This is a genomic window from Curvibacter sp. T50 (assembly GCF_057219955.1).
Genome location: NZ_JBXVVU010000001.1, coordinates 322308 through 348355, shown reverse-complemented (window position 1 = coordinate 348355; position 26048 = coordinate 322308). Strand labels below are relative to the sequence as shown.

Annotated in this window: 22 protein-coding genes; 11 read left to right on the top strand and 11 right to left on the bottom strand. The window is 69.4% G+C overall.

What is annotated here, in order from left to right; translation table 11 throughout:
- Nucleotides 1–766: 766 nt before the first annotated feature.
- From AC2EBU_RS01580 to AC2EBU_RS01555, 6 genes are all read right to left on the bottom strand, one after another.
- Complete coding sequence (locus tag AC2EBU_RS01580; protein WP_484608639.1) at nucleotides 767–2005, bottom strand: MFS transporter; 1239 nt, start codon at nucleotides 2003–2005, stop codon at nucleotides 767–769.
- Nucleotides 2006–2152: 147 nt separating this feature from the next.
- Complete coding sequence (locus AC2EBU_RS01575) at nucleotides 2153–3154, bottom strand: SLAC1 family transporter (protein WP_484608638.1); 1002 nt, start codon at nucleotides 3152–3154, stop codon at nucleotides 2153–2155.
- Between the two features lie 267 nt (nucleotides 3155–3421).
- Complete coding sequence (locus AC2EBU_RS01570; RefSeq protein WP_484608637.1) at nucleotides 3422–4474, bottom strand: helix-turn-helix transcriptional regulator; 1053 nt, start codon at nucleotides 4472–4474, stop codon at nucleotides 3422–3424.
- Nucleotides 4471–6666 carry a S8/S53 family peptidase gene (locus AC2EBU_RS01565; protein WP_484608636.1) on the bottom strand — a complete coding sequence of 732 codons (2196 nt, stop codon included), beginning with the start codon at nucleotides 6664–6666 and terminating at the stop codon, nucleotides 4471–4473. Before AC2EBU_RS01565 ends, AC2EBU_RS01570 begins: the two co-directional genes overlap by 4 nt.
- 7 nt (nucleotides 6667–6673) lie before the next feature.
- Nucleotides 6674–7936 carry a phosphatase PAP2 family protein gene (locus AC2EBU_RS01560; RefSeq protein WP_484608635.1) on the bottom strand — a complete coding sequence of 421 codons (1263 nt, stop codon included), beginning with the start codon at nucleotides 7934–7936 and terminating at the stop codon, nucleotides 6674–6676.
- A gap of 64 nt (nucleotides 7937–8000) precedes the next feature.
- Nucleotides 8001–9929 carry a hypothetical protein gene (locus AC2EBU_RS01555; protein WP_484608634.1) on the bottom strand — a complete coding sequence of 643 codons (1929 nt, stop codon included), beginning with the start codon at nucleotides 9927–9929 and terminating at the stop codon, nucleotides 8001–8003.
- Between the two features lie 317 nt (nucleotides 9930–10246).
- Between AC2EBU_RS01555 and AC2EBU_RS01550 the strand changes: the two genes are divergently transcribed.
- From AC2EBU_RS01550 to AC2EBU_RS01520, 7 genes are all read left to right on the top strand, one after another.
- A complete protein-coding gene (locus AC2EBU_RS01550) occupies nucleotides 10247–14356 on the top strand; it encodes a class I SAM-dependent DNA methyltransferase (RefSeq protein WP_484608633.1) in 4110 nt (1369 codons plus the stop codon).
- A 13-nt stretch (nucleotides 14357–14369) separates the two neighbouring features.
- Entirely contained in the window at nucleotides 14370–14711 is a 342-nt protein-coding gene (locus tag AC2EBU_RS01545) for a BrnT family toxin (RefSeq protein ID WP_484608632.1), read from the top strand.
- Complete coding sequence (locus AC2EBU_RS01540; RefSeq protein ID WP_484608631.1) at nucleotides 14698–14964, top strand: CopG family antitoxin; 267 nt, start codon at nucleotides 14698–14700, stop codon at nucleotides 14962–14964. Before AC2EBU_RS01545 ends, AC2EBU_RS01540 begins: the two co-directional genes overlap by 14 nt.
- Nucleotides 14965–15108: 144 nt before the next feature.
- Nucleotides 15109–15375 carry a BrnA antitoxin family protein gene (locus AC2EBU_RS01535; RefSeq protein WP_484608630.1) on the top strand — a complete coding sequence of 89 codons (267 nt, stop codon included), beginning with the start codon at nucleotides 15109–15111 and terminating at the stop codon, nucleotides 15373–15375.
- 88 nt (nucleotides 15376–15463) lie between these two features.
- Nucleotides 15464–17401 (top strand): HIRAN domain-containing protein, encoded by a 1938-nt coding sequence (locus tag AC2EBU_RS01530; protein WP_484608629.1) that lies wholly within the window; start codon nucleotides 15464–15466, stop codon nucleotides 17399–17401.
- Nucleotides 17402–17568: 167 nt separating this feature from the next.
- Nucleotides 17569–18909 carry a TrkH family potassium uptake protein gene (locus AC2EBU_RS01525; protein ID WP_484608628.1) on the top strand — a complete coding sequence of 447 codons (1341 nt, stop codon included), beginning with the start codon at nucleotides 17569–17571 and terminating at the stop codon, nucleotides 18907–18909.
- Entirely contained in the window at nucleotides 18902–19573 is a 672-nt protein-coding gene (locus tag AC2EBU_RS01520) for a potassium channel family protein (RefSeq protein ID WP_484608627.1), read from the top strand. Before AC2EBU_RS01525 ends, AC2EBU_RS01520 begins: the two co-directional genes overlap by 8 nt.
- 178 nt (nucleotides 19574–19751) lie before the next feature.
- Here the strand turns inward: AC2EBU_RS01520 and AC2EBU_RS01515 are convergent, their stop codons facing one another.
- The 4 genes from AC2EBU_RS01515 to AC2EBU_RS01500 are packed head-to-tail and all read right to left on the bottom strand — an operon-like array spanning nucleotide 19752 to nucleotide 22626.
- A complete protein-coding gene (locus tag AC2EBU_RS01515; protein ID WP_484608626.1) occupies nucleotides 19752–20141 on the bottom strand; it encodes a PepSY domain-containing protein in 390 nt (129 codons plus the stop codon).
- 35 nt (nucleotides 20142–20176) lie between these two features.
- Nucleotides 20177–21568, bottom strand: coding sequence for a sensor histidine kinase (locus tag AC2EBU_RS01510; RefSeq protein WP_484608625.1), 1392 nt, complete (start codon nucleotides 21566–21568; stop codon nucleotides 20177–20179).
- Entirely contained in the window at nucleotides 21559–22227 is a 669-nt protein-coding gene (locus AC2EBU_RS01505; RefSeq protein WP_484608624.1) for a response regulator, read from the bottom strand. The genes AC2EBU_RS01510 and AC2EBU_RS01505 overlap by 10 nt, the downstream gene beginning before the upstream one ends.
- Nucleotides 22228–22275: 48 nt before the next feature.
- Entirely contained in the window at nucleotides 22276–22626 is a 351-nt protein-coding gene (locus AC2EBU_RS01500) for a PepSY domain-containing protein (protein ID WP_484608623.1), read from the bottom strand.
- Nucleotides 22627–22737: 111 nt separating this feature from the next.
- On the opposite strand from AC2EBU_RS01500, the gene AC2EBU_RS01495 reads away from it, so the two are divergent.
- The 4 genes from AC2EBU_RS01495 to AC2EBU_RS01480 all read left to right on the top strand — a co-directional run bounded on the left by AC2EBU_RS01495 (nucleotide 22738) and on the right by AC2EBU_RS01480 (nucleotide 24732).
- Nucleotides 22738–23160: a DUF1924 domain-containing protein gene (locus tag AC2EBU_RS01495; protein ID WP_484608622.1), complete on the top strand. Its 423-nt coding sequence runs from the start codon at nucleotides 22738–22740 to the stop codon at nucleotides 23158–23160.
- Between the two features lie 90 nt (nucleotides 23161–23250).
- Nucleotides 23251–23715, top strand: coding sequence for a diheme cytochrome c (locus AC2EBU_RS01490; protein ID WP_484610090.1), 465 nt, complete (start codon nucleotides 23251–23253; stop codon nucleotides 23713–23715).
- A 20-nt stretch (nucleotides 23716–23735) separates the two neighbouring features.
- Nucleotides 23736–24503, top strand: coding sequence for a cytochrome b/b6 domain-containing protein (locus AC2EBU_RS01485; RefSeq protein ID WP_484608621.1), 768 nt, complete (start codon nucleotides 23736–23738; stop codon nucleotides 24501–24503).
- 64 nt (nucleotides 24504–24567) lie between these two features.
- Nucleotides 24568–24732, top strand: coding sequence for a rubredoxin (locus AC2EBU_RS01480; RefSeq protein ID WP_484608620.1), 165 nt, complete (start codon nucleotides 24568–24570; stop codon nucleotides 24730–24732).
- Between the two features lie 126 nt (nucleotides 24733–24858).
- On the opposite strand, the gene AC2EBU_RS01475 is transcribed toward AC2EBU_RS01480, so the two are convergent.
- Complete coding sequence (locus AC2EBU_RS01475) at nucleotides 24859–25962, bottom strand: calcium/sodium antiporter (RefSeq protein WP_484608619.1); 1104 nt, start codon at nucleotides 25960–25962, stop codon at nucleotides 24859–24861.
- Between the last annotated feature and the right edge of the window lie 86 nt (nucleotides 25963–26048).

Below are 26048 nucleotides of genomic sequence, written 5' to 3'. Positions count from 1 at the left end.
CGCCGCCTGGGCCTTTGGGAGAGGTCGTCGCGCCAATGCCAGGCGCCGGCTGGATCTGGGTCGGCGGTTACTGGAACTGGGACTCCCGCTGGGTCTGGGTTCCCGGGCGCTGGACGGGCCCGTTCGCGCAGGCCCCGGTCTGGATTGCGCCACGTGTCGATTTCTACGGCGGCCGCCATCGCTTCCATCCGGGCTATTGGTCACGCCCCGGCAACCCGCCGGTGATTGCGCCACCCACTCATCCTCTGCGCCCCATCCATCCGGCGCCGCCGGTTGACCGCCGTCCGCCGCCGTACCTGGCTCCCGCTCCGGCGCCGGCACCCCAGCATCCGCCTCCGGCAGTACGGCCGCGACCACACCCCCCCGCTCCACCGGGGCTCGTCCCGCCGCCTGCAATCGTGGTGCCGCCATCGAGGCCTGTGGGGCCGCCACAACCAGCCGTACCGCACCCGCCACCGCAGGTGCAAGAGGGAACGGACATCACCCCCGCCCCGGCACTGCCTCACCGCGCACCACGCGAGCGCCCCCCGCGCGTGGGTGTCCCCCACCCGCCATCACCCGCCGGGAGCCCGGCGTCCGGCGGTGCAAGCCCGGCCGTCCCCCCGCGCGCCCGGGCATCGGAGCCGCACGGCAGTCCGGTCACAGACCGGCGCCCGCCCCACCGGCCACCTGGGCCGGACTCCGCCACCGAGCCCCGTCCGGGTGACCCCCGTTCCGGCGCGCGTCCCCGAGAGGATGGTCCGCACGACGGCAACGATGCGCGCCGCTATTGACTCGCCCTCGCACCAGGCGTGCGCCGTCCTACCCCGAGAGCCGCGCCGACACTGAGCAACAGCACCAGTGCCGCGCCGGCCAGTGTGGCGGCGTACCAGCCCCGGTCCATGAACAGGCCAAAAACCAGCGGCGAAACCGCAAAGCCCACATCCAGCCCCGAATAGACCAGGCCGTACACCCGTCCGGTCGCGCCTTTCGGGGTCGCCTTCTTGATCATCATGTCGCGGCTCGGGCCGCCGATACCCACCGCAAAACCGGTTGCGGCCAGCACCGCCATGGTTCCCTGGCCACCGAGCAGACCCGTGGCGCACAAGGCCAGCAATGCGGCCGCGGCCGTCATGCACAAGGCCACGACCCGATCGCTGCGGTTTGGCATCCGCGCTGCGACATACCCACCGACCAGCATGCCCAACGCACCGCAGAGCATGTAGGCTGTCAGCGTCAGCGTCGCCGCCTCGAAGCTCACACCGTGCAGCGCCTTGAGGATGGCCACGGAAAAGCTCTGCACCACCGCCAGCGTCATGGTTGACAGCAAAAAGAAGCCGAAACACCACCACACCACCGGCAGTTTCATGAATGCCAGGTCACTGCCAGGCGCCGCGTCCGGCGCGCGCGTCACCACCTCGGTACGCAGACGTTCGCGGTGCACCCACATCACCACCAAAACCACCGCGTACAGGCCCGCCGCAGCCCCATAGGCCATCCGCCAGCCCGCGAGCGCGCCGATGCCCACCAGGAATACCGGTGCCAACGCCCAGCCGAGGTTGCCCGTCAGTCCGTGGGCACTGAACGCATAACCCAGGCGGGGCGCCGAAACCCGCTGGTTCAGGATCGTGAAGTCCACGGGGTGAAAAGCGCAGTTGCCCAACCCCGCCAGAACCGCCACCAACATCAGGCCGGCGTAACTGGTGGAAACCGCCGCCGCCAGACAGGCCATCAGAAACAGCGTCAACGAAACAAACAGAACCCGCCGCGCACCCAGCCGGTCGACAACAAAACCCGCCGTTGCCTGTCCCGCACCGGAGACGACAAAAAACACCGTCATCAGAAAGCCCAGCTGGGAATAGCTGAGGCCGTATTCCTTCATGAACACCGGAAACAGCGGCGGCAACAACAAATGGCCGAAGTGCGAGCTGGCATGGGCCAGACCCACCAATCCGATGACGGTGGCGTCCTGGCGCAGGGGGATTTCGCGCGGCGGCGCGGGGTGGCTTTGGGTAGCGATGGTCATTGGCCAATGGTAGGGGGATTCGCCGAAACGTGCTGTTGACGAGCCCGTCCGCGCAAGGAAACTGATCCGGGGCACGTTGCGAATCGCCACCCGCTGGCACGCCTTTCATCATCACCGCCGCCGGCTCTGCCCCGGTGTGGAGGGGGCTCACGAAGGTGGCAGCAACTGCCCGCGCAAAAGCAGCGCGACGGTGCGCACCAGCAAATAGACAATGACCAGACTGGCCACCCCCAGAGCAATCTGCGCGACAACCGGCGGCCAGCTGCCACGGTGTACAGCCTCGACCGTGGTGCCGGAAAACGCCGCCAAAGGAAACGAGAACGACCAGAATCCGGCGTTGAAGGGCACCTCGCTCCAGTATCGCCAGCGGGTCAGCACCGCCAGCACCGGCCCGCTGGCCACCCCCAGCATCACCATCATCGCGTCCGCGGGCAATGACGGCCACAAGGTAACAACGGCCAACGACCCCACACTCGCTGGCGCCATCTCGATCCCCAGTGTCGGCCGCAAGGCAAGAGGCAAGGGGCCGGCAAACAAGCGGTTCAGGATACGCATCTCCAGGAGTGCCCAGGCTCCGAACCCCATGCCCATCAGCAATGCCGCCCAACCGTGTTGCCCCAATGCTTGCAGCGCCATGGCACCCACAAAACCGCCCGGCACGGTCGGCAGATACAACGCAGGCGTTATCCATTCCGGCGGTGTGCGGCCTGTGGAGAGGTCGGCGACCACATGCCAGGCCATCACAGCCTGGCCCGCCAGCACCAGAATCGCCAACGGAAGCAGCGCTGGTTGCCAGGCCGGCCAGCGCACGGCGACCAAGGCCACCGCCATCATCGTCGCCACCGGCAGCAGGGCCAGCAAGGCTCCTTGCACGGGATGGCGCCACTCCTGCATCAGCACCGTGCCGTGGCGCGCGAGCTTGGCCAGCCACAAAACCAACAGCAAAGCCAGGAGCGCAAGGGCGGCGTGAAGCAGTGCGTCGGCGACCGCGAGTGCCTCCTCCACACCGGTGCGACCGAACCGCGACCACGCGCCGGCCAGACCAAGCAGTCCCAGGGGCATGCCGAACAATGCCGGGTGCAGGCGTGCGAGCCACGGGCGAACCAGAGGTCCGTTCGTCTCTGCGGGCAATCGGCTTGCGTTTCTCATCAACGGCGCAGTCTAGACCGGCAGGCGGTTAGGCCGAGTGGCATTCGCCGGGTTCTTGATGTCGGTCAAGCGTATGCCGACAGCCCCTCCAGGCGGGTGGCCCCTGACAGCGGGCCAGCTGCCACTCTTTACATAAAAACCGGCGATATCCAGCGCAAAAGCGTCTTGTAATGCTCTCGTTTTCATACTGCGAATCCGGCTCCCACCGTCGCCCGGTCCGGCGCGCGCGGACTGCGGCACAGGCCGGAGCAACGCTCGCTGCCGGCTTCAGCGCAGCGCGGCGGCCTGCAGGGCTCGGCCCACGGCGGCGCGGTCGTGCACGTTCAGCCGCGCGAATACCTGTTTGACGTGATAACTCGCCGTGTTCGGGGTGACGTGCAGCTCCCGGGCGATGGCCACATTGCTCAAACCTTGCGCCAGCAGCAATGCCACCTGGCGCTGTTTGGGGGAAAGCCCCAGGTCGGCGGCGCTGGCCGTCAGTCGCAATGGCTCGGCGGACAGGCGGGAAACGATCAGGCCCCGCGCCAGCTGGCCCTGGGCGCCCTCCAGCTGGTGCCGTCGAAAGGCAAAACTGCCCCAGGCGGAATCGGTGCGGTGCAGCGCGTTCGGCGACGCCTCGACCGCCTCCAGCACGGCGGCGACAAAGCGTGGCAGCGAACGCGTTTCATGCAGCGCCGTGGCCGGTGTGATGGCATTGCCCTCGGCCATGCGGACCAGGCGACCCCAGGCTGCATCGGCAAAAAGCACCTGCCCGGCGGAATCGAAAACCGCCAGCCCCTCTTCCACCGATTGCGCCAGCGTGGCCGCTTCCACCGACGGGCTGGGCGTCGCCAGCGCCGCTCCGAGGTAGTGCAAGACCTCCAGCAAGTGCTCTGCATCGCTGTCCGTGAACGGCCCGGAGCCGGCACCACGGTACAGGCTGAGCTGCCCGATCACCCGCGAGCCGGCCCGCACGATGGCGTACAGGAAATGCTCGACCTCCAGGGGCTTGAGGACTTCGCGGTAATAGTCAAGCTGCCGCTCGGCGTCAGAAACACTGCGGCGGCTGACCGCGCTTGCTGCCGCCACACGCGCCAGATAGTGCCGGCGAAACTGCGCGTCGTTGTGTTTGTCGTGGTAGCGGGCCTGCACATCGGGAGGCAACAGGCGCTCGGCATACAGGTTGGTGATGTTGCCACCGGCATCGCAGAAGAAAAACGCGGCATGGTCGGCACGGACCACCTCCCGCAAGACCGGCAGCAGCGAGGGCAGCACCAGCGGCCCGGGCAAACCCAGCTGGCTGAGCTGGCGCAGCGTGATCCGCGCGGTCGATCGGGTCATGGCACGACCTTTCCCACCCGCGCGGTCGGTCCGCTGGCCCCGATTTGCCCGCGCACCCACGTGAGCGACTTGCCGGCGGCCAGCTGGTTCGCCAGCCACCGCGCCGCCTGCGGTGCGGCCAGGCTGGTTCCATTGGCCCGCACCATGACCCCGCTGTGGTTGCCCATGACCCGCATGCCGTGCGCCCACCGCAAGGGATCGACCAGCGCGGAAAAATCGGCAAAGCGCTGCGGGTTGTGTGGGCGCCCCGCAGACGAATAGACACTGGGCCGCGCCGCCGCGGTTGTACCGGCGTGATCCCGCGCGCGCAACGCCGTCACCACAACAGGCCGGGCGCCGTGGGCGACGTGCGTGAAGGTGGCCTCGTCGGTCAGCTCGCCGCCCGACCGCACCCGCAACCGCGCCTGCTGCCCGCGCGAGGCGCCGACCACGGTATCGTCGCGTTCCACCCACAGGTCCAAGGCGAGTGGCGATTGCGACAGCCGGGTGACTTCCACTTCAAGCTGCCACTCGCCGGCCAGCGCCTCGGGGTGGCGGGTGGACATCTGCGTTGCCGCCACCATCACCAGCGCCATGGCCTTGGTGGTGGACTGCGGCACCCGGTTCAGCGCCATGACCCCGGCAATGACCTTGCCGGATCCATCCGAAAGCCAGCGCGAACCCGGCAAGGACACCGACAGGTCGCCGCCTGGGGTGCTGCTGCCCGGCTTCCACAGGCGCACGACAAGCTGCTCACCGTCGGCGAGGCGGCGATCGAACCACAGCTCCAGCGCCGTTTCATGCTGTTTGTCCGGCGGAACCCGCAATCCGAATCGCGCTTTCCCTCCCTCGGGCAAGGTCGCGCGGCCGTGAATACCGCCCGGCAGGATCCGCGAGTCATCGTCCGCGTCGCGTTCGCTGCCATGGCTGTTCCCCGCCGCCAGCACCAGGGCCAGGTCCGCGCCGTAGTGGTCGCACATTTCGTCCATGGCGCATTCCAGAATGCCGGTTCCGTCATGGGGCCCGGTCTGCGAGCCATAGCTGACGTTCACCACCAGCGGCGGCGGCGCCTCGCCAGCCGCGGTGTCGGCCCGAAAACTCCAGGCCCAGCCCAGCAGATACCGCAACGCATCCAGCAAGTGGGGCGCCAGCCAGCGGCCGGATGACACCTGGGTCTGCTCGCGGGGCAGTTGCACCACCGCCAGCGGGGCAGCGGCCGCGGCGTCGTCACCGGCACAGACGGTGGGCTGCCAACTCTCCCCCTCGCCGGGCAACACCCCGCCCATCGGCAAGGCCGGCGCGGCGCGGCGCCCGGCCAGCAGACCCAGCACCGCCGCACCATGGCTGGCGCGCGGACGCAGCGAGGCAAACCGCCCGTTGGCGACGGCGGCGCGTTCCCAGGCGTCGGCCAGGTCCTGCTCGTCGGTTCCGGCGTTCAGCGCCGTGGCCAGGGCGTTCAGATCGGACTGGAACCATTGCGTGCCGTAAGGAAAGCCGTGGGGCACCGCACGGGGCTGGGGCGCGATGACCGACTGGTCCCACAGCACCGCCACGCGGGTTGCGCAGGTCACAGGGTCCGCGCGCAAGGCCGCATGAAAGAAGGGGCAGGTATCTTCCACCGAGGCCAGCAGAACCTCTGGCACCTCGCGGACGGGGCCGGGGAAAGCGGCTCCTTCCGGGGCCCGGTCCGGGCAGAAGTCACCCCGCGCATGCCCCAGCTGCACGCGCCGAATGGGGGATTGCCGGATCAGCTGCAGCAAGCGCTTTGCGATGACTTGCCCGATCCGCTTGCGCTCGGCGGCGCTCAGTTCCGCCTCTTGCCGGCCCGCCGCAGGCACCGGCTCGCCGCCACCGGCGCTCGCGCCCACGGCCGCCGCGACATCCAGCCGCAAGGTGACATAACGGGTGCCCGCCGGATTGTTGCCGGGGTACGGGGCGAAGTAGGCCGCCGGGACATAGCCCTTCAGCGGGTGCTGGTTCGATCGGTTCAGTGATTCAAAGAACGCTCCCGAATCCTTTTCGCCCAGGGGCGTCTCCAGCTCGGCGATCAGGTTCAGCACACCGGGGAACTGGCCGCCGCGTCCGAAGCCGCGGAATTCCGTCGCAAGCGCCCACAGCACATAGGGATCGATGTCGTAGTCCGCAAAGACTGCGGTCCACTGCGGGATATCCAGCCAACCGGCGCGCAGGGCGGGGGAAGTGTTGCCGGGCATGGCGGCCTCACGACCACTCGGCCCGGGCCAGGCGCCAGACCGTCGGCAACAGCCCGGTGCCCGTGCCATCCACCACCGCGCTGCGACGCAGGCCGGCAATGCGCTGTGCAGCGTGCGAGGTCGTCAGATGCCCCGACGTGCCACCGACGGCCCTAAACAATTCGCTGCGGTCAAAGGCTTTGTCAAGGTAATCGTCGGTCAAGGTGTCGCTGTGGCCGTTGAAGTGCCGCACATCCCACCCGGTCCGCCGCCCAAAGGCATCCACATCCGCGCAGCGGTGCTGCACATACTCACACACCGTCTCTGCCACCAGCTGCCCCGCGGTGGCGTCGATGGGGAAATGCACACCGGCAATCACCCGGTTGTTCGATATCCGCGCCGCCAGGCGCTGCAACTGGGTTTCCAGGGCGGTCGGTTCTGTATCCGCCCCGACCCGGCGCTGACCGGTGACCATCTGCAACATGCGGGCGACCACAAAGGCCTCGGTGGCATGGCCGCTCGGAAAGGCGGCAAAACGCCGGGCGTTGATGATGGGCTGGATGCCCGGCGAATAGTCCACCGGCCGCGGGCAGGCCAGGTGGTGTTTGGTCGGCTGGTTCAGGTACGAGGCCAGCGCCAGCGCCAGCGACACCAGTTGCAGCGTGTGCGGGTGGGTGGTGGGGTTGAGGTCGAGCACGGCGCTCCAGTACTGCAGCGGCACCCCGATCTGGGTGAGGATCTCTTGCGCCCGCTCGGGCCGCAACTCGGCCCAGCGGTTGACCGCATTCAGCTGCCGCACGAAATGCGCGTGCCTGGGCCGCTGCAGGCTGTAGAGCAGGTACGGGGTGGACTGCACCGCCTTCCCGTTCGCCAGCCCGCTCAGGTCGGTCTGCAGGTGAAAGATGCTGATCCGCTCTTCTTTTGCGCTGACCACAAAGCGCAGCGGCTCGATCAGTTCGGCCAGCAGGTTTTCGTGCCGTATCTCGGCCGACCAGCGGGTCAGCCGCGTGCTGTCATCCACCGGCGGCATGTCGGTGGCGGATGCTGCGCCCCACAGCGCGCGGGCCGGATCAAACGCCAGGGCATCGTCGCCGTGCGGCTGCATCACGGCTTCGCGGTTGGTCATCAGGCCCACGGAAAAGCCGGGGTCGGCACCCGGCAGCAGGCTTGCCGCCGGGCTGATACCCGCGATGCCCTGGATGCCTTGAATCCCTTGAATGCCCTGGATCCCCTGGATGCCCTGTATCCCCTGAATGCCCTGGATGCCCTGAATCCCTTGCAACGCGCTCATGTCATCGCCCCTTTCAGCCAACAAAAAAAAGCGCCGACACCGTGCCGGCAACCCTCGTTTTCCCTCACCGCTCCGGCAAGCCGGCCAGCCGCAAGGCCTCGGCCACCTCGCGGGCGCGATCACTGTCCACACCCACCCGGTTGCGGTAGGCCTGCACCGTGAAATGCGGCTCGATCGCCAGCATGCGGTCGATCACCTGGCGCGCTTCGTCCACCGCGCCGGTCAGTACCTTGGCCGCCGCCAGGACACGATAGGCCGAGCCGTGGCAGGCGTTGGCGCTGACGGCCCGCTCGGCCAGCTCCAGCGCCCGGACCGTCTCGCCACTCATCAGCGCCGTGGTGGCCGACAGCGAGTCGTAGTAATAACGCAGCGGGTCCAGCGGCGCCAGCCCCAGGGCGGTTTCACTGGCGGCCAGCGCCGGTTCGCGCGCGGCCAGAAAGCCCTGGGCCACACTGCTCATGACCCAGGCCATCGAATCGTTGGGGTTGATCGCCAGCGCCTGGCGATAAAAGTCCTGCGCACGCCCCGGATCGCGCCTGACCCCGGCGTACACCGAGCCCGCCATGGTCAGCGCCAGCGCCGACTCCGGGTCGCGGTCCAGCGCCCGCTCGCTGTAGGCCAATGCCTCGGTGCTGTCGCGGGCGCTGTCGTCCGTCCAGCCCTGCACCACACGAAAGACATGCCAGCGCGCCAGCCAGGCCAGCGGTTCGGGGTGGCGCGGCGCCCGGTCGGCCAGCGCCAGCAGCATCTGCCGCGCGCGCTCGAAGTCGGCCACGGCAAAGCGGTGCAGCAGATCGACCGCACTGAGATAGAGCGTATGGCTGGCCAGGTTGGGCAAGGCGGCGGTGCCCCGGGCCAGGCGCTGCTCGACCGTCAGCACCCCGCCGCTGATGGTCAGCGCCAGGCGGGCCAGCAGCTCGCTGTGGGGCGACAGCAGCTCGCGTGCGGTGCCGGCCACCGCCTGCTGCAATACCGGCTCGCCGGTCCCCGCCCGCCACAGCTGCAGCCGCACCTCGATCGGGTCGGCATCGGCCAGGCTGCCGCCGCCCCCCCGCACTTCGCCCTGCACCAGATAGTCGGCCCCCAGCAGCCGCCAGGCGGCCGCCCGGTCGGACCCCGCCGCGCCGAAGCCCGCCGTCGACAGGGCCGAAATCACATGCAGCATCGGCGAGCGCCCCAGTTGCCCCGTCAGCTGATGGCGCACGATGTCGCCCACCCCGGGGCCCGCCACCGCGCCGCCGCCCCCGCCGCCCGGCCCGAGGCCGAACGGCAGCACCGCCAGCGTCGGGCGGGTGCGCATGCGCGCGGCAATCGCCCCGGCCAGGCCGGCGGACAAGGGCTGCGCGGCGCGCAGGCGAAACAGCCGCACGGGCTCGTCCAGATGTTTGAGATAACACGCGCCCAGGTCCTGCACGTCGGCATCCAGCCCCACGACCAGCTGGTCGCGCGCCGCTGCGGTCAACACCGTGTCGCCCGGCCCGCCGATTGCCGCGACCCGGGCCGTCAGGCTCACGCCCAGGCCGTACAGCCCGTCGGCATCGCTCCAGACCGCCGCGCAATGCACACCGGCGCGCAGCTGAAACCGCGCGTCCTCCGGCTGGCTGCGCCCTTCTTCGAGCGCCAGGCGGTGCAGCGCCGGCACACAACGCACCGCATCCGCCACCGATTGAAACCGCAGCACCAGCCCGTCGCCCAGGCGCTCGATCACCTCACCCTGGTCGCTGACCACCCGCTCGGCGCAACGCAGCAGCAGCGCGCGCAGGCGCAACACCGACTGCGCCTCCGCCCGCTGGATATGGCGCACCGACTCGACCACATCGACAAACACCAGCGTCGCCCGCTGCGGATCGCGCAGGGTGGCGCCGTCCATCAGCCACGCCCCCCGGCCAGCGCGCCCTGCCCCGCGCATCGGACCGCGCATCGGGCCGCGCTTGTGGCCGCGCACATCGCCGCGCAGGCGGACGGGGCGACGGGGCAGCGCGGCGGGTGACATGTCCGACACGATAGTTCCGCGGCGCGCTGGCAACCCCACCCGAACAGGTGGGAGCGCCCCACCTTCCCACCCGTTTCCCACCGTCTGCGCGGCGCCCTCATGGCGGGCCCCCGCGGCCATCGGCAAGTCGGGGGGGCGTGGTCATCCGGTCCATGGGAACCCATTGTTACAAATGTCCGGCCGCCCAGGCACGGCCCCAGGCCCCGCACCGCCGAAATTTGCACCGAAATAGCCCATACCCAGCATGAAAAGGTCGCATTACGCTATGCTTTTCATACCGTCAGGCCAATCAGAGCCCGCCCGTTATGATGCGCCGCATGGGAGCAGCCACCGAAAACACCCCCGGCGCGGCCGACGCCGCAACAAGCGCCGCCACGGCGGCGACCGCCGCCTTCATCAGCCGCTGGCAGACCATCGCCGCCTCCGAACTGGCCACCGCACAAAGCTTCGTCATCGAGCTGTGCGCGCTGCTCGGTGTGGACCCGCCCCGCCACGATGCCGACTACCAGTTCGAACGGCCCATCACCTTCATCCACGGCGACGGCAGCACCAGCGCCGGGCGCATCGACTGCTACCTGCGCGGCCACTTCGTGTGGGAAAGCAAGAAGTTGAAAGCCGGCATCCCGTCGCAGGCCGGCGGCGCCGCGCCCACCCGGGCCTTTGACGACGCCCTGCTGCGCGCCCGCACCCAGGCCGAGAACTACGCCCGCGCCCTGCCCGCCGCCGAAGGCCGGCCGCCCTTCGTGGTAGTGGTGGACGTGGGCCACGTCATCGAGCTGTACGCCGAGTTCACCCGCTCCGGCGCCACCTACACCCCGTTCCCCGACCCGCGCAGCCACCGCATCCGGCTGGAGCAGCTGGCCGACCCCGCCATCCGCGCGCGGCTCAAGGCCCTGTGGACCGACCCGCTCAGCCTGGACCCCAGCCGCGCCAGCGCCCGCGTCACGCGCGCAGTGGCCGCCGAGCTGGCCGAGCTGGCCAAAAGCCTGGAGGCCGCCGGCCACACGCCGCACCATGTGGCCGGCTTCCTGACGCGCTGCCTGTTCAGCATGTTTGCCGAGGACGTGGGCCTGCTGCCCAAAAGCGGGCCCGAGGGGCTGGGCAGCTTCGTGCACCTGCTGCGCCAGCACCGCGAGCAGCCCGCCACGCTGGCGCAGATGCTCAGGATCTTCTGGGCCGGCATGGACGCGGGCGGCTTCAACGCGGCCATCGCCGCCGACGTGCTGCGCTTCAACGGCAAGCTGTTCAAGGGCGCGGCGGCCGACGGCTACGTGCTGCCGCTGACCACCGCGCAGATCGACGGCCTGCTGCGTGCCGGCCGCGCCAACTGGACCGAGGTGGAGCCCGCCATCTTCGGCACCCTGCTGGAGCGCGCGCTCGACCCCACCGAGCGCCACGCCCTAGGCGCGCACTACACGCCACGCGCGTATGTGGAGCGCCTGGTGCTGCCCACCGTGGTGGAGCCCCTGCGCGCCGACTGGGCCAACGCCCAGGCCGCCGCCATCGTGCTGGCGCGCGAGGCTGATGAACTCGATGGCAAGAAGCGCGAGGCCAAGCTGGAAGAAGCCCGGGCCGAGATTCGCCGTTTTCACCACCAGCTCTGCACCACCCGCGTGCTCGATCCGGCCTGCGGCAGCGGAAACTTTCTGTATGTGACGCTGGAGCACCTCAAGCGCCTGGAGGGCGAGGTGATGAACCAGCTCGAAGCCCTGGGCCAGACGCAAGAGCACCTGGGCCTGGAGGGCGAGACCGTCACGCTGCAGCAGCTGCGCGGCATCGAGCTGAACGAGCGCGCCGCCGCGCTGGCCGAGCTGGTGCTGTGGATCGGCTGGCTGCAGTGGCATGTGCGCACCCGCGGCCTGGCCAGCGTGGCCGAGCCCGTGGTGCACGACTACGGCAACATCGAACACCGCGACGCCGTGCTGGCCTACGACCGCGCCGAGCTGGCCACGGACGAAGCTGGCCAGGTCATCACCCGCTGGGACGGCACCACGTTCAAGAAGCACCCCGTGACGGGCGAGGACGTGCCCGACGAGGCCGCGCAGGTGCCGCAGTGGCGCTACGTGAACCCGCGCCCCGCCGCGTGGCCGGCGGCGGATTTCATTGTGGGGAACCCACCGTTCATCGGTGCGGGTGCCATGCGCGGCGCGTTGGGCGACGGCTACGCGCAGACCCTGCGCGCCACCTGGCCCGACGTGCCCGAGAGCGCGGATTTCGTCATGTACTGGTGGCACCACGCGGCGTGCCTGGTGCGAATGGGTTTTGCGCGGCGGTTTGGTTTCATCACCACCAACAGCCTGCGCCAGACCTTCAACCGGCGGGTGGTGCAGGCCGCGCTGGAGGGGGCGCCGGTGACGGCCGTGCCGGTCGGGGGTGCGGTGAATGCGGGCAAGTCCGGGGTTGCGGAAGCGCCGGTGGCGGCCGGGGCGGGGCATGCCGGGGACCTCATGCTGCCAAATGCGCAGAAATCGGCCCCCGGCACCCCCCGCCCCGGCCTACAAACGCTGTCGCTGGTGTACGCCATTCCCGATCACCCGTGGGTGGACAGCGCCAATGGCGCGGCGGTTCGTATTGCCATGACGGTCGGCCAGTCCCACCCCGTTCGGGCTGAGCCTGTCGAAGCCCAGCCCGGGCGCCTGCTGACGGTGACCGACGAACGCAACGGCGAAGATGGCGAGGTAACGGTGAGCCTGGCGGAGCGGCGCGGTCTTTTGCACGCTGACTTGCGTCTCGGGGCGAACGTGGCAGGGGCGGTATCGCTTCGGTCCAACTCTGGCGTCTCAAATAGGGGGTTCGAATTGGGTGGGGCCGGATTCATCATCAGCCGCGACGAAGCGGCCGGGATGGGGCTGGGCGGAGTTCCCGGTCTGGAGCACCACATCCGCGAATACCGCAACGGGCGTGACCTGATGGCCACGCCGCGCGACGCAATGGTCATCGATCTGTTCGGTTTGAGCGCCGAGGCGGTACGTAAACGGTACCCCGCAGTTTTCCAATGGGTCATGGAGCGGGTAAAACCCGAACGTGATGTCAACCGCGACGAAAAGTTGCGAACCAACTGGTGGCTCCATCGGCGCTTGCGTGAAGACCTGCGAGAAGGATTGCTCGGCCTACCCCGCTACATCGCCACCGTCGAAACCGCGAAACACCGTACCTTCCAGTTCCTCGACGCCAGCGTGCTGCCCGACAACAAGCTGATCCTGATCGCCTCCGACGATGCCGCCTGGCTGGGCGTGCTGTCCAGCCAGGTCCATGTCGATTGGGTGCTGGCGGCGGGAAGCACGTTGGAAGATCGACCCGTCTATGTCAAAACAACCTGCTTCGAAACCTTCCCCTTCCCCGCCGACGACACCGGCCTCACCCCCGAGCTGACCGACCGCATCCGCCACCTCGCCGAACAGCTCGACGCCCACCGCAAGCGCGTGCTCGGCCAGGAGCCTGCCACGGCGGTCCGCGCCACCGCGACGGTCCCGCTGGCGGCGGGGCAGCCGGGGGCTGGGGTGGCCGATTTGGCAAGCGCAGCGCCTATGAGGCCGCCGCAGCCGCCGGCTGACACGCCGCCAGCCACCCCCGCCGCCCGCACGACCCCGGCGGACCCGCCGTCAGCCACCCCCGAAGCACAAAACGCCCCGTCCCAATCCGTCAAACCGCCCGCCAACGGCCTCACCCTCACCGGCCTCTACAACCTGCTCGACAAGCTGCGTCGCGGCGAGGCGTTTTCACCCAAGGAAAGGGTCTTGCACGAACAAGGCCTGGTCAGCGTGCTGCGCAGCCTGCACGACGAGCTGGACGCCGCCGTGCTGGCCGCCTACGGCTGGAGCGACCTCGGCCCCGTGCCCTGGGGCGACGAGGCCGCGCGCGCCGCCTGGACCGAGGCGGTGCTGGAGCGCCTGGTGGCCCTCAACGCCCGCCGCGCCGCCGAGGAAGCCGCCGGCACCATCCGCTGGCTGCGCCCCGACTTCCAGGACCCGGCGCGCCGCGCCGCGCGCGAGGCGGCGGAGGCCGCCGCAGCGGCCGAAGCGACCGCAAACCCGTCTGAACCGCCGGCCGACGGCCGGGAAGCGCCGGATTTACTCCCAAATCCAGAGCATAAAGCGACCTTTTCACGCTGGGTACAGGCTGATTTCGGCATAAATCCGGCCCCAGAGGCCGTTTCCCCGGCGCCAGGGTCCGAGCCCGACGCCGGGGAGGCCGCCAGCGGCGCCCCCGCACCCGCCAAAACCGCCCAGCCCTGGCCCGCCACCCTGCCCGAGCAGGTGCGCGCCGTCGCCCAACTGCTGGCCGCCAGCCCGGCCGCCCTGCCCCTGCCCGCTGTTGAGTCCGCCTTCAAAGGCAAAGGCCCCTGGAAAAAAGGCCTGCCCCGCATCCTGGAAACCCTCGAAGCCCTGGGCCGCGCCCGGCGCGAGGGGGATGCGTGGCGGGGGTGAGGCTTCCGGCCCGATGATCCGTCTGGTGACAAAAGGCACACACTCGTTTAAACTCGCGTCCATGAAACCTTTTCGCTGGGGGCCGGAAAAAAATGATCAGCTTCAGCGCGAACGGGGCATCACTTTCGAGCAAATGGTGGTGGCGGTGGAGGCTGGTGGCCTGCTCGACATACTGGCCCACCCCAACCCGGACAAATTTCCCAACCAGCGGGTGCTGGTGGTTCTGTCTGAGGGGTATGTATACCTGGTGCCGTTTGTGGAACAAGCCGATCACTATTTCCTCAAAACCGTCATTCCCAGCCGCAAGGCCACCCGCAGCTATTTGAAACAGGACGATCCCCATGCCGAAGACTGATGCATACGAAGCCGACCTGCTGGCCGCATTTGACGCAGGCGCGCTGAAGTCGGTCGCCACCAAGGCCGAACTGGCCAAGTTCAAGGCGGCGGCGCGCGCCACTGCGGTGAAGGACAAGCGGGTGAACATCCGTCTGTCGTCTGGTGACCTGCAGGACATTCAGGTCAAGGCGCTGGAACAGGGCATGCCTTACCAGACGCTCATTGCCAGCGTTCTGCACAAGTACGTGACGGGTCGGCTAGCCGAGCGCTGAATTCGATCGCTGAAGATCCAGAAAGGGGCATTGGACGGTTGCAGAACGTCTGCACCCTGCCTCTGAAAGGTCGTGTCGTTTGAAAAAGACAGGTGATTCGTGCGATTTCTGCCCGAGACATGCACCGGAAGGAGCGAACCATTGATGAACAAGCCGCCTGAAGCCATCCCGAAATTCGACACCGAAGCACAGGAGCGGGCGTACTGGGAAACGCACGACTCGACGGAGCACCTGGACTGGACAAAGGCCAGAAGCGTCACGCTGCCGAACCTGAAACCCACCACCCGGACGATCTCACTGCGCCTGCCGCAGCATTTGCTGGACTCCATCAAGGTGGCTGCGAATGCCCGCGATGTGCCGTATCAGTCGCTCATCAAGGTCTGGCTGCAGGAAAAGCTGCACAACCACTGAAAAGCGGTAGAGATCGCTGGAGCAGGGCATGCCCCCGCCAGACGCTCATGGCCACCGTGTTTCACAAGTACGTGCCCGGCCCCCAACCATGCCCGTTCCAAGCCGCGCTGACCGGTTGCCCACCGGCGCCACGCCACCCGGCGCCAGCCCCATGAGCCTGATCCGCGCCGCGCTGTGGCTCTCGGCTGACGACCTGGGTGAGAACGACGGGCAGGCGCGGCTGTGGCTGCACCTGGCGGACGGTCAGGTGCGGGCGTTTCGCCTGCCGGCGGCTTCGTTTCGGGACGACGCGGTGCTGGCCCCGCTGGCCGAGGCGGCGGCGGCCGACCCGCGCGGCCTGCTGCTGACGATCAACCACCCGGCGTTTGAATTCGCCATTCCGATGTATGCGGCGCCGGCGGTGCCCATGCCCCGGCTGGGGCGCTGGGGCCCTGCGCACGCCGCGGTGCTGGGCTTCGCGGTGGGTCTGGACATGGAGGTGCTGCAGGTGCTGGCCTCGCTGCAGGCGCAGCGCACCTGGGGTTCGGTGCGCAATGTCACCCGTCTGGCGGCGCTGCCGCCCGAGCAGCGCCGGCGGCGGCTGCAGGCGATCACCCGGTTTCCGCTGCTGGTGGCGCCGGTGCTGCTGACGGCCCACCACCAGCTGGAATGCCAGGGCGGCAAACGCCACGCCTGGCGCGCCCACGACGACGCGGTGCTGGCCGCCATCGACCACGGGCGCGACCTGACGGGGGTGCTGGCGGCACACCACGGGGTGTCGCGCGGCCTGGTGCGCGGGCCTTTGTGCCGCCAGATGGGGGGCAGCACCGCCATGCCGCACGACGAGTTTCTGCGTCTGATGGACGCGCTGACGCCCGAGCAGCGCCCGGCCGGCTGGGACGAGATCGACCCGTATGTGCCGGCGCTGCCGGCGCTGGAAAGCCTGGTGGGCGGGCGCGAGCGGCTGACGGCGGCGGCGCCCGACATCTTTCGCCCCGGCTGGACACCGGTGTGGCGCGCCTGCGCCGACGCCTTCACGCCGCTGCCGGCCGCCGTGTCCGACGCCGAGGACTTTTTGCGCGCGGCGGTGACCCACGCCGGCCCGGACGCGGGCGTGACCCACACGACGCTCGGGCTGGCCTGGCTGCGCGAACGCGGCCTGCGGTCGCTGCTGCGGGCGTCGGCCCGCTGGCACGCCACGCCCCGCGCCACCGTGCGCGCGGACGAACGCGAGGAAACCCTGCCCGACGTGCTCGGAACCCTGCTGCTGGGCGACGCCACCGCCCGGGAACTGCTGACCCCCAGCGCCCTGGCCGATGAAGGCGACGCCATGCACCACTGCGTGGGGGACTACTGGGGGATGTGCGAGGACGACGGCGCCCGGGTGTTGGCGCTGTCGCTGCAGGACGGCGAGCGCGGCACGGCGCTGTATGTGGTGCAGGACCTGGTGGGCCGCACGCCGCGGTATGCGCTGCGGCAGTTGCGCGGCCGGGGCAACACCGCCAGCAGCGCCGCGATGCAGGCACTGGCCGTGCGGGTGCTGGAATACATCAACGACAGCTTTCGGGACGGCGCCCGGGCCCGCGCCTGGGAGCACGCCACCTGCCGCCCGCGGGCGGTGGGCTGGTGGGAGCGCCGCCCGGTCGGGCCGCTGGGCCTGGCGGAAGAGCGCGAGCTGGCCGTGGTGCTGGCCCGCCACCGCGCCCGCCCGGAAAACCGCCCGCTGCCGGGCGAAATCGTGCGGATTCATGTGGCGGGCTTTGCCCACCACGGCGGCGCCAGCGTGTCGGCCCGGCTGCTGCCCGGCGGCCCCCTGAGCCTGGTGCGCGAGGCCGACAACCCGCACGACCCGCTGGCGGTGCGGATCGACGGCGCCGGCACCACGCTGGGTTATGCGCCCCGCGCCGACAACGCCGCGCTGGCCGCGCGGCTGGACGGCGGCCAGGCCCTGAGCGCCCGGATCGTGGCCTTTGACGGCGAGGCGCCACCCTGGAAACGGCTGCTGGTGGCGGTGTGTGTGGCAGCGGATGCGTCTGAAGGCGCCTGATTGCTCTTTTTTCAAGAGCAGACAATGACCATTTGACGCTGGGTATTGGCCAAAAAGACCATGAAAACCCACCGGGGCGCCGTTGCGGGGCGGAAACCATCGTCCGGTACCATCCCCCACCCCCGCCAGCGTTTAAACTGCGCCGTCTCACCGATCAATCCCCGCTGATGAAGAGCCACCTGCCCACCCACCCGGCCGCCGTGCTGGCGCTGGCCTTTCTGGCCACCATTGCGGTGGGCACGGCGCTGCTGATGCTGCCCTGGGCCAGCGCCAGCGGCCAGAGTGCGCCGTGGCTCACCGCCCTGTTCACCGCCACGTCGGCGGTGTGTGTGACCGGGCTGGTGGTGGTGGACACCGGCACCTACTGGAGCCCGCTGGGCCAGGGGCTGGTGATGGCGCTGTTCCAGCTGGGCGGCTTCGGGATGATGACCTCGGCCACGCTGATGGGCCTGCTGATCGGCGGGCACCTGAAGCTGCGCACCCGGCTGCTGCTGCAGTCGGAAACCCACGCGCTGTCGCTGGGCGACGTGCGCTCGGTGGCGCGCATGGTGCTGGTGGTGACGGTGCTGGTCGAGGGCCTGGTGGCGCTGTGGCTGGCGGTTCGTTTTGCCCAAAAGATGGACATCGGCTGGGCCGAGGCGCTGTGGCTGGGCGCGTTCCATTCGGTCTCGGCCTACAACAACGCGGGGTTTTCCACCTGGCCCGACAGCGTGATGCGCCACGTGACCGACGCCTGGGTGCTGGGGCCGCTGATGCTGGCCATCGTGGTGGGCGGGCTGGGGTTTCCGGTCATCACCGAGCTGTGGGCCAACCGGCGCAAGCGGCACGCGCGCTGGTCGATCCACACCACGCTCACGGTCTGGGGCTCGGTGGCGCTGGTGGTGGGCGGCACGCTGGCGCTGTGGGCGGTGGAGCGCGACAACCCCAAGACGCTGGGCCCGCTGGGTTTTGCGGACCAGTGGCTGGCGGCGCTGTTCACGTCGGTGGCGGCGCGCACGGCCGGCTTCAACGCGGTGGACATCGGCGCGCTGGAGCTCGAATCGCTGATGCTGCATTGCGTGCTGATGTTCATCGGCGGCGGCAGTGCGGGCACGGCCGGTGGTGTGAAAGTGACCACGGTGTTCCTGCTGCTGCTGATCGTCTGGAGCGAAATCCGCGGCCGGGCCGACGTGGAGCTGCGCGGTCGGCGTATCGGCACCCCGGTGCAGCGCCAGGCGCTGTCGATCCTGGTGCTCAGCGGTGCGGCGGTGTCGCTGGGGCTGCTGGCCATCATCCCGCTGGCGGACGGCGTGCCGCTGGAAAAGCTGCTGTTTGAGGTGGTGTCGGCCTTTGCCACGGTGGGCTTGTCCACCGGCATCACGGCCGATCTGGCGCCCGGCGCCCAGGGCGTGATCATTGTGCTGATGTACGCCGGCCGCGTCGGTGTGGTCACATTGGCGCTGGCGCTGGCGATCAACCAGGTGCCCAGGGCCTACCGTTACCCCGAGGAGAAACCCATTGTTGGCTAAATCGAATACACCCAAAGGCGACAGCGTGGTCGTCATCGGACTGGGACGTTTTGGCGCCGCTGTGGCGCGCTCGCTGGTGGCCGCCGGACATGAGGTCCTGGCCATGGATGCCCGCGAGGAGGTGGTGCAGGACCTGGCGCACGAACTGCCCCATGTGGTCAAGGCCGACTCGACCGATCTGGTGGCCTTGCAGCAGCTGTCGGTGACCGACTTCTCGCACGCGGTGGTGAGCATCGGCGCCAATCTGGAAGCCAGTGTGCTGACGGTGCTGAACCTGGCGCAGATGGGCCTGAAGGACATCTGGGCCAAGGCCAACAGCCCGCAGCACGGGCGCATCGCCGAGCGGGTGGGCGCGCACCACGTGATCTACCCCGAAGCCGACATGGGCGAGCGGGTGGCGCACCTGGTGACCGGCAAGATGATGGACTTCATCGAATTTGACGACGGCTTCGCCATCGCCAAGACCCGCGCGCCGATGGAGACCCACAACAAGACCCTGGCGGTGTCGAACGTGCGCAAGAAGCACGGCATCACCGTGGTGGGCATCAAGCGCCGCCACCAGGACTTCATCTACGCCAAACCCGACACCGAGATCAAGCCCGGCGACCACCTGATCGTGGCCGGGCCGACGCCGCTGATCGAGAAGTTCGCGGCGATGTACTGAGTGCCGCGTCAGCCGGCGTGGGGACAACGGCGGTTGGAGAAAAGAACCTGCCCTGCATCCCTGACACCGCGGCAGGGGGTGCCACGCGCAGTCCGGTAAGTCCTGACTTCATAGCACACCATGACCATTTCACGCTGGGTACCGGCCAAAAAGACCATAAAACGTGCCGTGGCGCCGCTCAGCGGGCTTTCTGGCTTTCGTAGCGGGTCTGGGTCTGCTCGGTGCGGGTGACGGAGACGCGGTTGTAGCGCACACGCTCGCCGCTGACCGGGTCGACATAGGCTTCGACCACGCTGCCGTCCTGGGCGATGGCGTAGAACTCGTAGCAGTTGCCGCGCGAAATCTTGAACTTCACCAGCGTGAAGGCTTCGGTGCCGAACAGCGCGCGGGCCTTGGCCTCGCTCATCCAGGCCGAGCGCGGCGACTGGGTGCAGACCACCTTTTCGTCGGGTGAACTGGCGGCGGCGCTGCCGACGAAGCCGGCGGCGCCCAGGGTGACCAGCGCGGCGCACGCGGCCGGGCCGGACCGCACGAGGGCGGCCCAAAAGGCGGTACGGAGGATTTTCACGGGGTTCCTTGGGGGGGTGGGCGGGAGCCCGGGTTTCAGGGGGACGGGTCCGGCACCGCCGGCAGGCGCAGGCTGGCCCGCAGGCCGCCTGCGGGGTTGGCGTCCAGTGCCAGGGTGCCGCCATAAAGCTGCGCCAGCTCCACCACGATGGCCAGGCCCAGGCCGCTGCCGGGGGTGGATTCGTCCAGCCGCACACCGCGCTGCAGCACGGCTTCGCGCTGCGCGGGTGCGATGCCGGGGCCGTCGTCGTCGATGTCGATCAGCAGATGCCGGTCGCGCCGGCGGGCCTGAACGGTGACGGAAAACCGGGCGTTGCGGCAGGCGTTGTCCAGCAGGTTGCCCAGCATTTCCTGCAGGTCCTGCTCTTCGCCGGCAAAGGCCAGGTCGGGCGCCAGGTCCTTTGCCTCGACGACGAGCCCCCGTCCGGCATGGACCCGCCCCATCACCCGCAGCAATCCGGCCGCGACGGGCGCCACCCGCGTGCGCTGTCCGGGCTGGCCGAGCGCCGCCGCGGCGCGGGCACGGGCCAGGTGCCAGTGAACCTGCCGGTTGGCGACTTGCACCTGCTCGGTCACGGCCTGGGCCAGCGGGCCCGGGGGGGCCGCGGCTGCCGCATTGCCCAGCACCGCCAGCGGCGTCTTGAGGGCGTGGGCCAGATTGCCGGCCTGGGTGCGGGCACGGGCCAGCACGGCGTCGTGCCGTTCCAGCACGCCGTTGAAATCCTGCACCAGCGGCTGCAGTTCGGCGGGAAAACGTCCGTCCAGCCGGCTGCTGCGGCCGTCGCGAAGCGTCTCCAGGGCACGCTGCAAGGCCTTGAGGGGCGCCAGCCCGACGGCCACCTGCGCCAGCGCCGCCAGCGCCAGCAGCAGGCCCAGTCCGGCCAGCGAGGCCGCCAGCACGCCGCTGAAGCGTTTCGTCGCACCCTGCGTTTCGCCCAGGTCGGCGGCGACCATCAGGCGCCATCGGGTGTGCGGCTGCTCGGGCAGCACCAGAGCGCGCTCGACCACCCGCAACACCTGCCCTTGCGGGCCGGCGGCTTCGTGCCAGTGCAGCGCCCCGTCGGCCAGGGTGTCAGCGGGCAAGACCAGCTGGGTGTCCCACAGCGAACGTGCGCGCAGCACCCCAGGCAGGCGGCTGCCGTCGGCGCCCAGGCGGTCGATCTGCCAGTACAGGCCGGAATAGGGCTGGTCCCAGCGCGGGTCGCTCAGGCCGGCCGGGTCGATGCGCGGCTGCCCGGCGGTGTCCAGGTCGAGCCGGGCGCTGAGCTGGTCCACCTGGCGCACCAGCGCCGTGTCAAGCTGGCGCAGCACTTCGTCGCGGAACAGGCCGGCGAGCCAGACCTGCGCGCCGGCAAGCGCCAGCGCCAGCGTGACCACCGTGGCGGCCAGCAGGCGCAGGCGCAGCGAGCTGGGGGCGATCAGCCGCATGGCGGCGCCACCAGCCGGTAGCCCAGGCCGCGCACGGTCTCGATCAGTTCGCCGGGCAGCTTCTTGCGCAGACGGCCCACAAACACCTCGATGGTGTTGGAGTCGCGGTCGTGGTCCTGGGCGTAGATGTGTTCGGTCAGTTCGGTGCGCGAGACCACGGTGCCGGGGCGGTGCATCAGGTAGTCCAGCACCTTGTATTCGTGGCTGGTCAGCGTGACCGGCTGGCCATCGACCGTGACGCGGCCGGAGCGGGTGTCCAGCGTCACCGCGCCGCAGCGCAGCACCGGCGAGGCCTGGCCGCTGGCGCGCCGGATCAGCGCGCGCACCCGGGCCAGCAGCTCTTCCATGTGGAAGGGTTTGGTCAGGTAGTCGTCGGCGCCGGCGTCGATGCCGGCCACTTTTTCGTTCCACGCGTCGCGCGCGGTGAGGATCAGCACCGGCAGGGTGCGCCCGGCGTCTCGCCAGCGGCGCAGCACGCTCAGGCCGTCGAGCTGCGGCAGGCCGAGGTCCAGCACGACGGCGTCAAACGGCTCGGTATCGCCCAGGAAGTGGGCGTCGCGGCCGTTGTCGGCCTCATCGACCACATAGGCGGCTTCGACCAGGGCGGTGCGCAGCTGGGCACGCAGCGTGGCATCGTCTTCAACCAGCAGGATTCGCATCGGGGATCGGGCGGTGGTGTGGTGAATGGGGGCGACCGGGGTGCGGCATCAGCGGCGCTCCGCGCCATGGCGTTCCCGGTCACGCTCTTTGTCGCGCCGGGCGAGTGTCTCGCCGGTCGCGGCGTCAAGGTACAGCTTGGTCAGGCGCCCGCCGCTTTGCAGCAGGCGCACCTCGTAGATCCAGCGGCCGTGCTCGGATTCCAGTTCGACCTTGAGCACCTGTCCGGGATGCTCACGGGCCAGCCGCTCCAGCACGGTGCCCAGCGGCAGCACCTGCCCGGCCACCACGGCGGCGCGGGCGCGGTCGTGGTCGCTGTCGGCCCGGGCTGGCGCGCCGGCCAGGGCCAGGGCCAGCAGCAGGCCCGGGGCCAGGCGTGTGGTGCGGATCGGTTTGAGCATGGCCGGTCATTGTCCCCCGCGAATCTGAACCGGGGATGAACGGGCGCTTCAGCGTCGGTTCAAGCGGCTTTTTCCACACTGCGGGCATCGACCTTCCCTGGAGCCTGACCGATGACCCTGTTTCCACCCTTGCGCCGCCGGACAAGCCGGCATTTGACCGCCGCCGTGCTGGCCGCCTTGCTGCCGCTGGCCAGCCGTGCGGCCGACACCACGCCGGCCCAGCTGGTGTCCTACTGGAGCGTACAGGCCGGCGCGCCGGCCAACGCCGCACGCGGCCAGGTTTTCTTTACCAGCCGCCAGGGCGGCGAATGGTCGTGCGCGTCCTGCCATGGCGCACCGCCCACCGGCGCCGGCAAACATGCCAGCACCGGCAAGGCCATCGAGGTGCTGGCCCCGGCCTTCAACCCGAAGGCCCTGACCGACACCGCCCGGGTGGACAAATGGCTGCGCCGCAACTGCAAGGACGTCTTGAGCCGCGAGTGCAGCGCCGCCGAGAAAGCCGATGTGCTGGCGTATCTGGCCAACCTGAAGTGAGCCGGGCAGGCCCTGTCCACCCCCAAACCGGAGAATCCCATGCGTTTTCACCGCTCCCGCCGCCACCTGCTGCCGCTGACGGCGGCCCTGATGATCCTCGCGCCCGGCGCCCAGGCCGACAGCGGACGGCTGCTGCCGCGCGACATGCCGCCGGCCTACCGCCAGGAATGCGCGTCCTGCCACACCGCCTACCCGCCCGGGATGCTGCCGGCCGCCAGCTGGCAGCGCATCATGACCGGACTGGACAAACACTACGGCACCGACGCCGCGCTGGATGCGGCCACCGTGAAGCAGTTGTCGACCTGGTTGCAGTCCAACGCCGGTACCTATAAGCGCGTCAGCGAGGCGCCGCCGCAGGACCGCATCACCCGCTCGGCCTGGTTCGAGCGCAAGCACCGCCGCATTGAACCGGCGGTGTGGACCCATGCCAGCGTGAAAAGCGCCGCCAACTGCGCGGCCTGCCACAGCCGCGCCGACCAGGGCGACTATGAAGACGACAGCCTGCGATACCCCACCGGGCTGGACGCGCGCCTGCGCGGCGCCTGGAACCATTGATTGACTCACGGAGAACTCCCATGACCTCGAACCCCGCTTTTTCGGCCGCTACGGCCGCGCCCGCCCGCCCCTCCGGAGCCGGACGCCGCATCGTCGACGCGCCCACCCGCCTGTTCCACTGGCTGTTTGCCCTGAGCTTTCTGGGCGCCTACCTCACTGCCGACGGCGAACGCTGGCGCATGCTGCACGTCACCCTGGGTTACACCCTGGCCGGCCTGCTGGTGTTTCGTGTGCTGTACGGCCTGTTCGGACCGCGCCAGGCCGGGCTGGGTCTGCTGTGGCGCAAACTGACCGGCGCGCCCGCGTGGCTGAAGTCGCTGCCCGCCGCGCTGGCAGGCGGGCCGGCGGTGAACTGGCGCCAGGGCCAGAACCTGCTGATGGCGCTGGCGGTCGCCGCCTTGCTGGCGCTGGTGCTGCCGCTGACGGTCAGCGGCATCGCCACCTTTCACGAATGGGGTGGCGCGTTCGGCGGTGACTGGCTGGAGGAGATCCACGAGTTCTTCGGCGAGGCGCTGCTGGCCGTGGTGCTGGCCCATCTGGCCCTGATCGCCGCCCTGAGTGTGCTGCGGCGCAAAAACCAGGCCCTGCCGATGATCACCGGCCGGGTGGACGGCCCCGGCCCCGATCTGGTGCAACACAACCGGGTCTGGCTGGCCGCGCTGCTGCTGGTGGCCGTGCTGGCTTACTGGAGCTGGGAATGGCAGCAGTCACCGAGCGGCTTGCTGCCGTCCGCCGTGTCGGCGGTCGACCGGGGCGGCAAACACGGCAAGCACCATGACGACGACTGAACGCTGTCTGACCTGGCATGCCGGACCGGTCCATCTCCTTCCCTTTTTTTACTGAGGCATTTCCATGAAAACGTATCTGTGTGTGGTGTGTGGCTTTTTTTACGACGAAGCGTCGGGCCGGCCCGAGGACGGCATTGCGCCGGGAACCCCCTGGGCCGACGTGCCCGCCGACTGGCGATGCCCCGAGTGCGGGGTCGGCAAGGCCGATTTTGTGATGGCCGAAATCTGAACCGCGGCCCGTGCGTCCGCCTGTTCGATCCCAAACCCATAGCGGAAAGTGACCTGTTTACGCTGGGTACGGGCACTTTTTGCCAATAAACCGCGCGTCAACGGCCTTCGCCGGCCCGGCGCCCGATCAGACCGGCCCGCCAGGGCCGCCGGCCTTGGTCACCGACCGGCCCAGCAGCGCCACCACCAGAGTGACCACCGTGATCGGCACCACAAAACCCATCATCACGGCCGAGAACGGGCCCAGCGCGTCATGCTGCTGCGCCGCCAGGATCAGGTAGGCGACATAGGCCGCGTAGTACAGCAGGAACACCGCGCCTTCCCAGCGGGCAATCTCGCGCCCGGTGAGGAACACCGGCAGACAGGCCAGCGCCACGGCAATCATGACCCAGATGTCGAAGTTCAGCAGCGCCGGCGACATGACCAACCCGCCCGAGCCCGCGAACAGCCCGGAAAGTCCGAGGCAGCCGAGGATGTTGAAGGTGTTGCTGCCCACCACGTTGCCCACGGCAATGTCGCGTTCACCCTTGATGGCGGCGGTGATCGACGTGGCCACCTCCGGCATGGAGGTGCCGGCCGCGACGATGGTCAGGCCGATGACCAGATCGCTCACACCCAATGCCTTGGCGAACACCACCGCGGCGTCGACCAGCCATTGCGAGCCCAGTACGAGCAGCCCCAGGCCGACGGCGATCAGCGCCAGCTGCACCGGCAGGCGCGAATCCCAGGCGCCGGGCTCGGCCGTTGGGGCTTCGGCGGCAAATTCATCCTGAGCGGCCTGGGTCTCGGCGCGCGACTGGCGCACCAGGAACACGGTGTAGGCGAGCAGCAGCCCGAGCAGCAGTGCGCTTTCCAGCGCGCCCAGCCCGCCATCCAGCGTCAGGGCCAGCAGCAGCAGCGACGCGCCGACCATGATCGGCACCTCCTGGCGGATCAGCTGCACGTTGACCACCAGCGGCGTGATCACCGCCGACAGCCCCAGGATGAACAGCACATTGAAGACGTTGCTGCCCACCACGTTGCCGATGGCGATGTCGGTGCGCCCGTCCATCACCGCGCCGACCGACACCGCCACCTCCGGCGCGCTGGTGCCGAAGGCCACGATGGTCAGGCCCACCACCAGCGGGGAAATGCCGAACGACAAGGCCAGCTTGGACGCACCGCGCACCAGCAGCTCGGCACCCGCCACCAGGGCCACCAGGCCCGCGAGAAACATGCCCAAGGTCATCATGGTTTAACACCCCCGATCAATTCCATGGCCGCGATGGTGCCACAGCCCGCATTTCGGGGGATTGCGGCGGTCATTGCGTCACCGCG